The organism is Klebsiella sp. 141198, from assembly GCF_050600785.1.
GTDB lineage: Bacteria > Pseudomonadota > Gammaproteobacteria > Enterobacterales > Enterobacteriaceae > Klebsiella > Klebsiella aerogenes.
Genome location: NZ_JAQIRM010000003.1, coordinates 250,674 through 263,851 on the forward strand (window position 1 = coordinate 250,674; position 13,178 = coordinate 263,851).

Here is a 13,178-nt window from a genome sequence, read left to right on the forward strand (position 1 = left end):
CTTTGCGCAGTAAACCGCGTTGAAGCAGGGGATGTACAGCATTAAAATTTCTTTTTTCCGCTTAAGAAGTCGTTAAGTTTTGTCAGGCGTAATAGGAGCCATATCAACACATAAGGGAGAATATAAGATGAAAAAAATTGCTGCGATGACCGCGATTATTGCTTTGGTTTCCATGCCGGTACTGGCCGCCGGGCAGGGGGGATTCACCGGACCGTCTACTACCGCTACTACGCAGGCCGGCGGCTTCACCGGGCCGAGCGGCGCGGTGACCACCGTGGCGAACGCCAAGTCGCTGCGTGATGACACCTGGGTGACCCTGCGCGGTAAAATCGTCGAGCGCATCTCTGATGATCTGTATAAATTCCAGGATGCCTCCGGCGTGGTGAACGTCGATATCGACCATAAGCGCTGGAACGGCGTGACCGTCGGCCCGCAGGATACGGTAGAAATTCAGGGTGAAGTCGATAAAGACTGGAACTCGGTAGAGATCGACGTGAAGCAGATCCGTAAAATCACGCCATAAGGTACGTGCCGGATAGTGCGCAAGATTGGTCAGGAATCGCTATCCTCGCTCTGGCAGAGTATGTCGCGTGGAGGAGACGATGAACGATATTAAGGCCAGCCCGGCGTACGTCGGGCGTTTTCAGCGAGTCTGTTTGTACATTGAGAATCATCTTGATGAGCCGCTAACGCTGGAGGCGCTGAGCGCGATTGCGTATAGCTCGCCTTACCATTTTCACCGGCAATTTAGCGCGTATACCGGCGTTCCGCTGTACCGGTATATTCAGTGGTTACGCCTGCGGCGCGCCTGTTGGCGCCTGGCCTTCAACCCGCACGATAAAATCATCGATATTGCCCTTGATGCCGGATTTCAAAATTCGGAGTCGTTCAGTCGCGCCTTCCGTACCGCGTTTGATCAAAGCCCGACTCAGTTCCGTCAGCGACCGGATTGGGCCGAGTGGCATCGACGCGTACCGAAACATACGCTACAGGAGCAAACTTCGATGGACGTAAACATCATTCAATTTCCAGCTACAAGGGTCGCCATACTACAACATCGCGGGAGCCCGGACCTGGTCAACGCCACCGCCGCGCGTTTTATCGCATGGCGTAAAACGAGCGGGCTGTCGCCAGTCGCCACTAGCGAAACCTGGGGCATTGCCTGGGACGATCCGCAAACAACGCCAGGCGACGCATTTCGTTTTGATATCTGCGGTACCGTCGATCGGCCGATTAGCGAAAACGCGTTTGGCGTGATTAACGGCGAGATCCCGGCAGGCCGTTGCGCCGTGGCCCGCCACCACGGTTCGCTGGACACGCTGGCGCAAAGCGTCTGGTTCCTCTATCGCGACTGGCTACCCGCCGCCGGGGAGACGCTAAGGGATTTTCCGGTGTACTTCCGCTACCTCAATTTTGTGCATGAAGTTGGCGAGCATGAACTCCGCACCGATATTTATTTGCCGCTAGCCTGATTGATATCCTCATCCTCTTTAACCGATCTCACTTCCTGTGACTCAGGGCGTGAGATCGGGTATTATCGCGGGTAGTTTTGCCGCCGCAATGGCCGCGTCCCAGATTGAGGATCCACGATTAATGAGCGATATGGCAGAGCGCCTCGCGCTACATGAATTCACGGAAAATGCCTACCTGAACTACTCCATGTACGTCATCATGGACAGGGCATTGCCGTTTATTGGCGATGGCTTAAAGCCGGTTCAGCGCCGCATTGTCTATGCAATGTCCGAGCTGGGCCTGAACGCCAGCGCCAAGTTCAAAAAATCCGCCCGCACCGTCGGCGACGTGCTGGGTAAATATCACCCGCACGGCGACAGCGCTTGCTATGAAGCGATGGTGCTGATGGCGCAACCGTTCTCTTACCGCTATCCGCTGGTAGACGGCCAGGGGAACTGGGGGGCGCCGGACGATCCGAAATCCTTCGCGGCGATGCGTTACACCGAATCCCGCCTGTCGAAATACGCCGAATTGCTGCTCAGCGAACTGGGTCAGGGCACCGTCGATTGGGTACCGAACTTTGACGGTACGCTGCAGGAGCCGAAAATGCTGCCGGCGCGTCTGCCGAACATCCTGCTGAACGGCACCACCGGCATCGCCGTTGGTATGGCGACCGATATTCCGCCGCACAACCTGCGTGAAGTGGCGCAGGCGGCGATTACGCTGCTGGAAAAACCGAAAACCACCCTCGATGAGCTGCTGGATATCGTGCAGGGGCCGGACTACCCGACCGAAGCGGAAATCATTACCCCGCGCGCGGAAATTCGCAAAATCTACCAGAACGGCCGCGGTTCGGTACGGATGCGCGCCGTGTGGGCGAAAGAAGACGGCGCGGTGGTGATTAGCGCGCTGCCGCATCAGGTGTCCGGCGCGCGCGTGCTGGAGCAGATCGCCGCGCAGATGCGTAACAAAAAGCTGCCGATGGTTGATGATCTGCGTGATGAATCGGATCATGAAAACCCGACCCGTCTGGTGATCGTGCCGCGTTCCAACCGCGTAGATATGGAGCAGGTGATGAACCACCTGTTCGCCACCACCGATCTGGAAAAGAGCTACCGCATCAACCTCAACATGATCGGCCTGGACAACCGTCCGGCGGTGAAGAATCTGCTCGAAATCCTGACGGAGTGGTTGACCTTCCGTCGTGATACCGTGCGTAACCGCCTGAACTACCGGCTGGAAAAAGTCCTCAAGCGCCTGCACATCCTCGAAGGTTTGCTGGTCGCGTTCCTCAACATTGATGAAGTGATTGAGATAATCCGCCACGAAGATGAACCAAAGCCGGCGCTGATTGCCCGCTTCGGCATCAGCGAAACCCAGGCGGAAGCGATTCTGGAATTAAAACTGCGCCATCTCGCCAAACTGGAAGAGATGAAGATCCGCGGCGAGCAGAGCGAGCTGGAAAAAGAGCGCGATCAGCTGCAGGCGATTCTGGCCTCCGAGCGCAAGATGAATAACCTGCTGAAGAAAGAGCTGCAGGCCGATGCCGATACCTTCGGCGACGACCGCCGTTCGCCGCTGCGCGAACGCGAAGAAGCGAAGGCGATGAGCGAGCACGATATGCTGCCGTCCGAGCCGGTCACTATCGTTCTGTCGCAGATGGGCTGGGTGCGTAGCGCCAAAGGTCACGATATCGACGCGCAGGGGCTGAGCTACAAAGCCGGCGATAGCTGGAAAGCGTCGGTGAAAGGCAAGAGCAACCAGCCGGTGGTATTCATTGATACCACCGGTCGCAGCTACGCCATCGACCCGATTACGCTGCCTTCCGCCCGCGGCCAGGGCGAACCGGTCACCGGTAAAGTGACGTTGCCGCCGGGCGCCAGCGTAGAACATATGCTGATGGAGGCAGACGATCAGAAGCTGCTGATGGCTTCCGATGCCGGCTACGGTTTCGTCTGTACCTTCAACGACCTGGTGGCGCGCAACCGCGCCGGTAAGGCGCTGATTACGCTGCCGGACAACGCGCATGTGATGCCGCCGCTGGTCATTGAAGACGATGCCGATATGCTGTTGGCGATCACCAACGCCGGGCGCATGCTGATGTTCCCGGTGAGCGATCTGCCGCAGCTGTCGAAAGGCAAAGGCAACAAGATTATCAACATTCCGTCGGCGGAAGCCGCCTCCGGCCAGGATGGGCTGGCGCATCTGTTTGTCCTGCCGCCGCAGAGCACGCTGACCATTCATGTCGGCAAGCGTAAGATCAAACTGCGGCCGGAAGAGCTGCAAAAAGTCACCGGCGAGCGCGGCCGTCGCGGTTCGCTGATGCGCGGCCTGCAGAAAATCGACCGCGTGGAGATCGACTCCCCGCGCCGCGCCTCGGCTGGCGACAGCGAAGAGTAAGACCCGCATCCTTCACCCGGCTGGAGGATGCGAAAATTTGCCGCAAAATCGTTGTTTATTCAGGCATTGCGATTAACATGTCCTCCAGGGGCGGAAATTTTCCGCCCCGCGTTGAGAGGGCAGCGGTGTCCTGAACCTGTGATTCAACGGGTATAACGCTAAGCGGTTTGGGTTTCAGAGGAAGCTATGTTATTTATTTTTCGACTAATTTTTGTTGTCATTTATTGCATCGTGGTGTGCATATTTGGCAGTCTTTACTGCTTGTTCAGCCCGCGCAACCCTAAGCACGTCGCGACGTTTGGTCATCTGTTTGGCCGTCTGTCCCCGGTATTCGGCCTGAAAGTCGAACTGCGTAAGCCCGCGGATGCGGAAAGCTACGGCAATGCGATCTACATCGCTAATCACCAGAACAACTATGATATGGTGACAGCGTCAAATATCGTGCAGCCGCCGACGGTTACCGTAGGGAAAAAAAGCCTGCTGTGGATCCCGTTCTTTGGCCAGCTTTACTGGCTGACGGGCAACCTGCTGATTGACCGTAATAACCGAACCAAAGCGCACGGCACTATCGCCGAAGTAGTGAATGCGTTTAAAAAGCGTAAAATTTCGTTCTGGATGTTCCCGGAAGGGACCCGCAGCCGCGGCCGCGGTCTGCTGCCCTTTAAAACCGGCGCGTTCCACGCGGCCATCGCCGCTGGCGTACCGATTATTCCAGTATGCGTGTCGAATACATCGAACAAAATTAAACTCAATCGCTGGAACAACGGTCTGGTGATTGTCGAGATGCTGCCGCCGGTCGATACCAGCCAGTACGGTAAAGATAATGTGCGCGCGCTGGCGACACACTGCCGCGAGCTGATGTCCGCAAAAATCGCCGAGCTGGATAAAGAAGTGGCCGAGCGCGAAGCGGCTGGAAAGAAATAATACAGGAAACGCCGCGAACGCGAGCGTATTGCTGGCGGGAAACGAATTCCCTTTTTGCATTGTCAGTATTTCATGGAGTTAATATGTCACTCAGTCGGCGTCAGTTTATTAAGGCTTCAGGTGTAGCGCTGTGCGCGGGCGCCGCGCCGCTGAAGGCTCATGCCGCCGGCCAGCAGCCGGCGCTCCCCATTCCGCCTCTGCTGGAATCCCGTCGCGGTCAGCCGCTGTTTCTGACCCTGCAACGTTCTCATTGGTCATTTACCCAGGGCACGCGCGCGCCGGTATGGGGCATCAATGGCCGCTACCTGGGGCCGACCATTCGCGTCTGGAATGGCGATGACGTCAAACTTATCTACAGTAACCGCCTGACCGAAAATGTCGCCATGACGATTCGCGGCCTGCAGGTGCCGGGCCCGCTGATTGGCGGCGCGGCGCGCATGATGTCGCCGAATGCGGATTGGGCGCCGGTATTGCCGATTCGCCAGAGTGCGGCCACTTTGTGGTATCAGGCGAATACCCCGAACCGGATGGCGAAACAGGTTTACAACGGCCTGGCGGGAATGTGGCTGGTAGAAGATGAAGTCAGCAAGAATCTGCCAATTCCTAATCATTATGGCGTTGATGACTTCCCGGTGATTATTCAGGATAAGCGGCTGGATAACTTCGGTACTCCGGAATATAGCGAACCGGGCAGCGGTGGTTTCGTGGGCGATACTCTGTTGGTCAACGGCGCGCAGGGGCCCTATGTCGAAGTCTCACGCGGCTGGGTACGACTGCGTCTGCTGAACGCTTCTAACTCGCGCCGCTATCAGTTGCAGATGAGCGATGGTCGTCTGCTGCACGTTATCTCAGGCGATCAGGGCTTTCTGCCGGCGCCGGTCTCACTTAAGCAATTGTCGCTGGCCCCCGGCGAGCGGCGAGAAATTCTGGTGGATATGACCAACGGCGATGAAGTGTCGATTACCTGCGGCGAAGCGGCGAGCATCGTCGACCGTATCCGCGGTTTCTTCGAGCCGTCGAGCATTTTGATCTCCACGCTGGTGTTGACGCTGCGTCCGACCGGGCTGCTGCCGCTGGTTACCGATAGCCTGCCGGTGCGGCTGCTGCCGACCGAGCTGCTCTCCGGCACGCCGCTGCGCAGCCGCGATATTACGCTCGGCGACGACCCCGGCATCAATGGCCAACTGTGGGATCCGCAGCGTATTGATATCACCGCCCAGCAGGGTACCTGGGAGCGCTGGACCGTGCGCGCCGACCGCCCGCAGTCGTTCCATATTGAAGGCGTGATGTTCCAGATCCGTAACGTTAATGGAACGATGCCGTTCCCGGAAGACCGTGGCTGGAAAGATACCGTATGGATCGACGGGCAGGTAGAACTGCTGGTGTATTATAACCAGCCTTCCTGGCCGCACTTCCCGTTCCAGTACCTGAGCCAGACGCTGGAGCTCGCCGACCGCGGCTCGATTGGCCAGATTCTGGTGAATCCGGCGCCGTAATATCCGTAACCCTGGCCGCAACACGGTCAGGGTTTGAGAAAATCCTCCTTCATTTCCACTATCATTCCGGCTTATAATCCACGCCCTTTTGGTTATTTTTTTATCATTTTCCCCGGAAGCAATATGAGCGCAATATCCCTGATCCAGCCGGATCGTGACCTATTTTCCTGGCCGCAATACTGGGCTGCCTGTTTTGGCCCTGCGCCATTTTTACCGATGTCGCGTGAAGAGATGGATCAACTTGGCTGGGATAGCTGCGACATTATTCTGGTGACCGGCGACGCCTACGTCGACCATCCAAGCTTCGGTATGGCTATCTGCGGCCGTATGCTGGAAGCGCAGGGATTCCGCGTAGGGATCATCTCCCAGCCGGACTGGAACAGCAAAGAAGACTTCATGCGCCTGGGTAAGCCGAATCTGTTCTTCGGCGTGACCGCGGGCAATATGGACTCAATGATCAACCGCTATACCGCCGACCGTAAGCTGCGCCATGACGACGCTTATACCGCCGGCAACGTCGCGGGTAAGCGCCCGGACCGCGCGACGCTGGTTTATACCCAGCGCTGTAAAGAAGCATGGAAAGACGTGCCGGTGATCCTCGGCGGTATTGAGGCCAGCCTGCGCCGTACCGCGCACTACGATTATTGGTCCGATACCGTGCGCCGCTCGGTGCTGGTGGATTCAAAAGCCGATATGCTGATGTTCGGCAACGGCGAGCGCCCGCTGGTAGAAGTGGCGCATCGTCTGGCGATGGGCGAGGCCATCGGCGATATTCGCGATGTGCGTAATACCGCGATCATGGTAAAGGAAGCACTGCCGGGCTGGAGCGGCGTTGACTCCACGCGTCTGGATACGCCGGGCAAAATCGACCCGATTCCGCATCCGTACGGTGAAGACCTGCCGTGCGCAGACAACAAACCGGTGGCGCCGAAAAAAGCTGAGGCCAAAGCCGTTGTCGTGCAGCCGCCGCGGCCAAAACCGTGGGAAAAAACCTACGTATTGCTGCCTTCCTTTGAGAAGGTCAAAGGCGACAAAGTGCTGTACGCTCACGCGTCGCGCATTCTGCACCATGAAACCAACCCAGGCTGCGCCCGCGCGCTGATGCAAAAGCACGGCGAGCGTTATATCTGGGTTAACCCGCCGGCGATCCCGCTGTCGACTGAAGAGATGGACAGCGTCTTTGCGCTGCCGTACAAGCGTGTGCCGCATCCTTCTTATGGCGATGCGCGTATCCCGGCCTACGAGATGATTCGCTTCTCCATTAACATCATGCGCGGTTGCTTCGGTGGTTGTTCTTTCTGCTCGATCACCGAGCACGAAGGGCGCATCATCCAGAGTCGCTCCGAAGATTCGATAATCAATGAAATCGAAGCGATTCGCGACACGGTCCCCGGCTTTACCGGCATTATTTCCGATCTTGGCGGCCCAACCGCCAATATGTATATGCTGCGCTGTAAATCGCCGCGCGCTGAGCAGACCTGCCGCCGCCTCTCCTGCGTCTACCCGGATATCTGCCCGCACATGGATACCAACCATGAGCCGACGATTAATCTGTACCGTCGCGCCCGCGACCTGAAAGGCATCAAGAAAATCCTTATCGCATCGGGTGTGCGTTACGACATCGCCGTAGAGGATCCGCGCTATATCAAAGAGCTGGCGACCCACCACGTCGGTGGCTACCTTAAGATCGCCCCGGAGCATACCGAAGAGGGGCCGCTGTCGAAGATGATGAAGCCGGGCATGGGCAGCTATGACCGCTTTAAAGAATTGTTTGATACCTATTCGAAGCAGGCGGGTAAAGAACAGTACCTGATCCCGTACTTTATTTCCGCCCACCCAGGGACGCGCGATGAAGATATGGTGAACCTGGCGCTGTGGCTGAAACGTCATCGCTTCCGTCTCGACCAGGTACAGAACTTCTATCCGTCGCCGCTGGCGAACTCAACCACCATGTATTACACCGGCAAGAACCCGCTGGGTAAAATCGGCTATAAGAGCGAAGACGTGGTGGTGCCGAAGGGCGACAAACAGCGCCGTCTGCATAAAGCGCTGCTGCGCTATCACGATCCGGCAAACTGGCCGCTGATCCGTCAGGCGCTGGAAGCGATGGGTAAAAAGCATCTGATTGGTTCACGCCGTGACTGCCTGGTACCGGCGCCGACCCTTGACGAGATGCGTGAAGCGCGTCGCCAGAACCGCCATACCCGTCCGGCGCTGACGAAGCATACGCCGGTTGCGCATCAGCGCCAGACGCCGGCCGCGCCGGGCGCGAAAAAGCGTATTAAGCCGAAGACGGCGTCCCGCTAAGACGCTTCCCCGGCGGGTTCGCTCGCCGGGGGAAAGCTGTCATATAAGGAGAGAGAACGATAATGACGCCGGTAATCCTGTCACGACAGCAGCTGGAAATGTTGTGGGAGATAGATCGCAGTGAAATTATCGACACCCTTTATAAGCTCGATAATGGCCGGCTTCAGGCGTACTCGCAATATTATGATGTGCGAGGTTGGGATCCTCACGATCGCCAGGTTTATACGCCTATTCACGAGGCCTGCTACGATCGCGGCGGTATTTTTTTCGCCTTTTTCGAACAGGATAAAATCATTGCCGCGGCGGCGATTGATGCCTTGCCACGGGGTGAAAAGGGCGATCTACGCCAACTGCTATTCTTTTATGTGGGCGCGGCGCAGCGTGGCCAGGGATGGGGACGGCGTCTGTTTGATTATGCGCTGCAGCAGCTTCCTGATCTGGGCGCGTCCGGCCTGTATATTTCGTCCATTCCCAATAAAAGTACCGTTGATTTTTATCTCTCACAGGGGTGTCGTTTAATTGATGAGCCCGACCCGGAGCTGTTTGCTCTGGAGCCTGAGGATATACATTTAATTTGCGAAAGCCTTTAGCGCCGTGCGGCGCTAAAGGCAAAAGTGAAGGGGATTAACCGCCAAACTGGTCCGGGTCGGGGCCGAGACGTTTGCCCTGGTCCAGCTTAGCGATTTCACTGAGTTCGTCTTTGTCGAGACGGAAGTCCCAGACGTCAAAGTTTTCCGCGATACGCGATGGCGTGACGGATTTCGGGATTACCACCAGTCCGCTGTCGAGATGCCAGCGAATGACGATTTGCGCCGGCGTTTTGCCGTATTTATCCGCCAGATGGTGAATAATTTTCTGATCGAAGACCCCTTTGCCGCCCTGCGCTAATGGGCTCCAGGATTCGGTCTGGATTTTGTGGGTGGCGTTCCATGCATGTAGCTGACGCTGCTGCATTAACGGGTGCAGCTCAATCTGGTTGATCACCGGGGCGACGCCGGTTTCATCGATCAGCTTTTGCAGATGCGGCACCTGGAAATTACACACCCCGATGCTTTTTGCCAGCCCTTGCTGCTGTAGTTCGATCAGCGCCTGCCAGGCTTCGACGTAATGGCCTATCGCTGGCACCGGCCAGTGGATTAAATAGAGATCCACATAGTCCAATTTCAGCTTGCTGAGGCTCTCTTTTAGCGCGTCATGCGGCCGTTTTTGATCGTCATTCCACAGTTTGGTGGTGATGAAGAGCTCATCGCGATTGACGCCCGCGCTGCTTAACGCGTTGCCGACGCCAGCCTCATTTTGGTACGCGGCGGCGGTGTCAAAAGAACGATAACCGACTTCCAGCGCCTTATGAATGGCGGAGACGACTTCCTCGTTGCCTGCTTTCCACACGCCGAGACCCAGCTGCGGCATCAGGTTGCCGTCGTGTAGTTTAATAACGGTTGGATGTGTCATGCCTTCCTCCTGTTAATGAACTCAGCGTCAAAAATCCGCCGAGGGGTAGCATTAAGTCTGGACGAAATAGCTAAAAACGGTAGTAAAAACACCTCTCCTTGACGTTTGTTTAACGTAAGGAGAGGTGAATCAGGCGGGAATAACTTAGCGGGCAGCCTCATAGATACGGCGGCTGACGTCCAGAGTGATATCCTGATTTTCGCCAAGCTTAGTCATGCCGTGCTCTTCCAGCTTCGCCAGCAGCGCCGGGATGGAGCTACCGTCGAGACCATAATCGGAAAGGCGAGTCGGCACGCCCATTTGCTCGAAGAAACTACGGGTTGCGGCGATAGCGGCATCGATACGCTGTTCTTCGGAACCTTCGGTGATATTCCACACGCGCTCGGCGTACTGCAGCAGCTTAGCGCGCTTGGTATCGCGTTTCTCATTCCACAGCGCCGGCAGCACGATAGCCAGCGTCTGAGCGTGATCCAGGCCGTGCATCGCCGTCAGTTCGTGGCCGAGCATATGCGTCGCCCAGTCCTGAGGCACGCCTGCGCCAATGAGGCCGTTCAATGCCTGCGTCGCCGCCCACATAATGTTGGCGCGCACGTTGTAATTCTCCGGCTCCTGCAGCGCTTTCGGGCCATCTTCCACCAGCGTTAGCAGAATGCCCTCGGCGAAACGGTCCTGAATTTTGCCGTCAACCGGGTAGGTCACGTACTGCTCAACGGTATGGACGAAAGCGTCAACGACACCGTTAGCGACCTGGCGCGGCGGCAGGGTGTAGGTGTAAACCGGATCGAGGATCGCGAAGACCGGCTGAACGTGTTCGGACATAAACGCGCGTTTATCACCGGTGGTTTTACGCGAGATAACCGCACCTTTGTTTGATTCGGAACCGGTCGCCGGCAGGGTCAATACCGAGCCCATCGGAATGGCGCTGGCAATCTTGTTGCCGTAGGTTTCCAGAATTTCCCACGGATCGATATTCGCGTCATAGTGCGCGGCCGCGGCGATAAACTTGGTGCCATCAAGCACCGAACCGCCGCCAACCGCCAGCAGGAAGGTCACTTTCTCTTCGCGAGCGATTTTCACCGCGTTCATCAGCGTTTCGTAAGACGGGTTTGGCTCAATCCCGCCGAACTCCAGCACGTCAAAGCCAGCCAGCGCGCTCAGTACCTGATCCAGTACGCCGGTTTTCTTCACGCTACCGCCGCCGTAAGTCACCAGCACGCGAGCGCCGGCTGGGATTTGTTCGCGCAGATCGGCGATGGCGCCTTTGCCGAACAGAATGCGGGTTGGGGTATGTAAATTGAAGTTATTCATGGCTGGTGCCCTCATAAAGATGAAACTCCCGGCAGAAAGGACGACTCTCTGCCCGATGGCGGCTATTGTGTTCCTGCGACCGTTTCCTCTCAATGCACATTCCTGCCATTGTCTTGCCCATTTCTCCATTGGGCTGGAGAAAAAGAAGGAAACTACGCACAATAAGCTTGTAGAAAAGTCGTCGGAGAAGCAGCGAAAATGAACCGTGCCGAGATATGCCAGCTATTAACAGATAAAGTTAACAAGCTGAAAGATAAGCAAGAAATGCTAAGTGAACTGCTGCCGGATATCCGTCTGCTGTACGGGACGCAGCCGGGCACCCGTACGCCGGTGATGTACCAGCCGGGGATCGTTTTTCTCTTTTCCGGCCATAAAATTGGCTATATCAATGAACGAACCTTCCGTTATGACACCAACGAATACTTACTGTTAACCGTCCCGCTACCGTTCGAATGCGAAACCTTCGCGACTCCGGAAGTGCCGCTGGCGGGAATGCGATTGAATGTCGATATTTTGCAGTTGCAGGAGCTGCTGATGGATATCGGCGAAGATGAGCTTTTTCAGCCGTCGGTCGCCTCCAGCGGGATCAACTCGGCGGTGTTATCGGAAGAGATCCTCTGCGCGGCGGAACGCCTGTTAGACGTGATGGAGCGGCCGCTGGACGCGCGCATTCTCGGCAAACAGATTATTCGCGAGATCCTTTATCATGTCCTGATTGGCCCCTGCGGCGGCGCGCTGCTGGCGCTGGTCAGCCGACAGACGCACTTTAGTCTGATTAGCCGCGTTTTGAAGCGTATTGAAAGCCAGTACACCGAAAACCTCAGCGTCGACCAGCTGGCGGCGGAAGCGAATATGAGCGTTTCGGCGTTTCACCATAACTTTAAATCGGTTACCAGCACCTCGCCGCTGCAGTATTTGAAGACCTATCGCCTGCATAAGGCCAGAATGCTGATGATCCATGACGGTATGAAAGCCAGCGCGGCGGCGATGCGCGTCGGCTATGAAAGCGCCTCGCAGTTTAGCCGTGAGTTTAAACGCTATTTTGGTATTACACCGGGTGAAGATGCCGCGCGTATTCGCACAATGCAGGGGATTTGATAAGGATGCGGCGCCTGTAGCCCCGGTAGGCGTTAGCGCTACCGGGGACTTTGGGACATCTGGGGCGAGTGAATCAGGCGCTGCAGTATTTCTTCTTGATAACGACGATAACCGTACCAACGAGGCCAGTCACCAGCAGGGCGATCGGCAGCACCATCAGGCAGGTCATGACCTGGTCTTCGTGGTTTTTCACGAACGGGATCATGCTCAGCGCATAGCCAAGACCGGTGACGACGCCAACCCACAGCAGGCCGCTTAGCCAGTTAAAGAACTGGAAACGACGATTCGGCAGGCCGGAAATGCCCGCCATGGTTGGCAGCAGGGTGCGGACAAACGCCAAAAAGCGCCCGGCCAGCAGCGCCAGCAGGCCGTGTTTATCAAACATGTTGGTGGCGCGCTGGTGATATTTGTGCGGCAGATGCGACAGCCAGCCTTTCACCATATTGGTATTACCCAGCCAGCGCCCCTGTAAATAGCTCAGCCAGCAGCCGAGGCTGGCGGCAGCGGTTAGGATGGCGAGAGTGGGGACAAAATCCATGACGCCTTTAGCGATTAGCGCGCCGGCGAGCAGCAACAGGCTATCGCCCGGTAAAAACGAAGCCGGCAGCAGCCCGTTTTCCAGAAACAGGGTCGCGAACATGACCAGATATACAAAACCCACAACGTGAGGGTTTGCCAATGCGGCAAAATCATGTTGCCACAGCGCGGCGACAATCTCTTGAATGACAACCATGGACTTTC

The 13,178-nt window shown here is 56.7% G+C and carries 10 protein-coding genes and 1 pseudogene; 8 read left to right on the forward strand and 3 right to left on the reverse strand.

Going from position 1 to position 13,178, the window contains the following annotated elements; genetic code table 11:
• The first annotated feature begins 127 nt into the window (after positions 1-127).
• The 7 genes and pseudogenes from PGR10_RS11100 (at position 128) to PGR10_RS11130 (ending at position 9,169) form a co-directional block, all read left to right on the forward strand.
• A complete protein-coding gene (locus PGR10_RS11100) occupies positions 128-523 on the forward strand; it encodes a YgiW/YdeI family stress tolerance OB fold protein (RefSeq protein WP_047065630.1) in 396 nt (131 codons plus the stop codon).
• Positions 524-602: 79 nt separating this feature from the next.
• Complete coding sequence (locus PGR10_RS11105; protein WP_113373072.1) at positions 603-1,472, forward strand: AraC family transcriptional regulator; 870 nt, start codon at positions 603-605, stop codon at positions 1,470-1,472.
• A gap of 121 nt (positions 1,473-1,593) precedes the next feature.
• Positions 1,594-3,852 (forward strand): DNA topoisomerase IV subunit A, encoded by a 2,259-nt coding sequence (gene parC / locus PGR10_RS11110; RefSeq protein WP_430923470.1) that lies wholly within the window; start codon positions 1,594-1,596, stop codon positions 3,850-3,852.
• 186 nt (positions 3,853-4,038) lie between these two features.
• Positions 4,039-4,776 (forward strand): 1-acylglycerol-3-phosphate O-acyltransferase, encoded by a 738-nt coding sequence (gene plsC / locus PGR10_RS11115; protein ID WP_087859817.1) that lies wholly within the window; start codon positions 4,039-4,041, stop codon positions 4,774-4,776.
• An 83-nt stretch (positions 4,777-4,859) separates the two neighbouring features.
• Entirely contained in the window at positions 4,860-6,272 is a 1,413-nt protein-coding gene (ftsP, locus tag PGR10_RS11120; RefSeq protein WP_087859816.1) for a cell division protein FtsP, read from the forward strand.
• Between the two features lie 33 nt (positions 6,273-6,305).
• A pseudogene (locus PGR10_RS11125) lies at positions 6,306-8,616 on the forward strand (YgiQ family radical SAM protein); the annotation flags it as partial.
• A gap of 25 nt (positions 8,617-8,641) precedes the next feature.
• Complete coding sequence (locus PGR10_RS11130) at positions 8,642-9,169, forward strand: GNAT family N-acetyltransferase (RefSeq protein ID WP_316424710.1); 528 nt, start codon at positions 8,642-8,644, stop codon at positions 9,167-9,169.
• Positions 9,170-9,203: 34 nt separating this feature from the next.
• On the opposite strand, the gene dkgA is transcribed toward PGR10_RS11130, so the two are convergent.
• Positions 9,204-10,031, reverse strand: coding sequence for a 2,5-didehydrogluconate reductase DkgA (gene dkgA, locus PGR10_RS11135; RefSeq protein WP_430923471.1), 828 nt, complete (start codon positions 10,029-10,031; stop codon positions 9,204-9,206).
• Positions 10,032-10,175: 144 nt separating this feature from the next.
• Complete coding sequence (gene yqhD / locus PGR10_RS11140) at positions 10,176-11,339, reverse strand: alcohol dehydrogenase (protein WP_087859813.1); 1,164 nt, start codon at positions 11,337-11,339, stop codon at positions 10,176-10,178.
• Positions 11,340-11,537: 198 nt separating this feature from the next.
• Here yqhD and PGR10_RS11145 point away from each other — a divergent pair, with 198 nt between their 5' ends.
• A complete protein-coding gene (locus PGR10_RS11145) occupies positions 11,538-12,437 on the forward strand; it encodes an AraC family transcriptional regulator (protein WP_015703501.1) in 900 nt (299 codons plus the stop codon).
• A gap of 73 nt (positions 12,438-12,510) precedes the next feature.
• On the opposite strand, the gene yghB is transcribed toward PGR10_RS11145, so the two are convergent.
• Entirely contained in the window at positions 12,511-13,170 is a 660-nt protein-coding gene (gene yghB / locus PGR10_RS11150; RefSeq protein ID WP_015369667.1) for a DedA family general envelope maintenance protein YghB, read from the reverse strand.
• Positions 13,171-13,178: the final 8 nt, after the last annotated feature.

Bases quoted from the DNA above. Each gene is read 5' to 3' on its own strand.
- PGR10_RS11130 (WP_316424710.1), top strand. From the start codon at position 8,642: ATGACGCCGGTAATCCTGTCACGACAGCAGCTGGAAATGTTGTGGGAG.
- PGR10_RS11145 (WP_015703501.1), top strand. From the start codon at position 11,538: ATGAACCGTGCCGAGATATGCCAGCTATTAACAGATAAAGTTAACAAG.
- PGR10_RS11105 (WP_113373072.1), top strand. From the start codon at position 603: ATGAACGATATTAAGGCCAGCCCGGCGTACGTCGGGCGTTTTCAGCGA.
- PGR10_RS11100 (WP_047065630.1), top strand. From the start codon at position 128: ATGAAAAAAATTGCTGCGATGACCGCGATTATTGCTTTGGTTTCCATG.
- parC (WP_430923470.1), top strand. From the start codon at position 1,594: ATGAGCGATATGGCAGAGCGCCTCGCGCTACATGAATTCACGGAAAAT.
- yghB (WP_015369667.1), bottom strand. From the start codon at position 13,170: ATGGTTGTCATTCAAGAGATTGTCGCCGCGCTGTGGCAACATGATTTT.
- plsC (WP_087859817.1), top strand. From the start codon at position 4,039: ATGTTATTTATTTTTCGACTAATTTTTGTTGTCATTTATTGCATCGTG.
- yqhD (WP_087859813.1), bottom strand. From the start codon at position 11,339: ATGAATAACTTCAATTTACATACCCCAACCCGCATTCTGTTCGGCAAA.
- ftsP (WP_087859816.1), top strand. From the start codon at position 4,860: ATGTCACTCAGTCGGCGTCAGTTTATTAAGGCTTCAGGTGTAGCGCTG.
- dkgA (WP_430923471.1), bottom strand. From the start codon at position 10,031: ATGACACATCCAACCGTTATTAAACTACACGACGGCAACCTGATGCCG.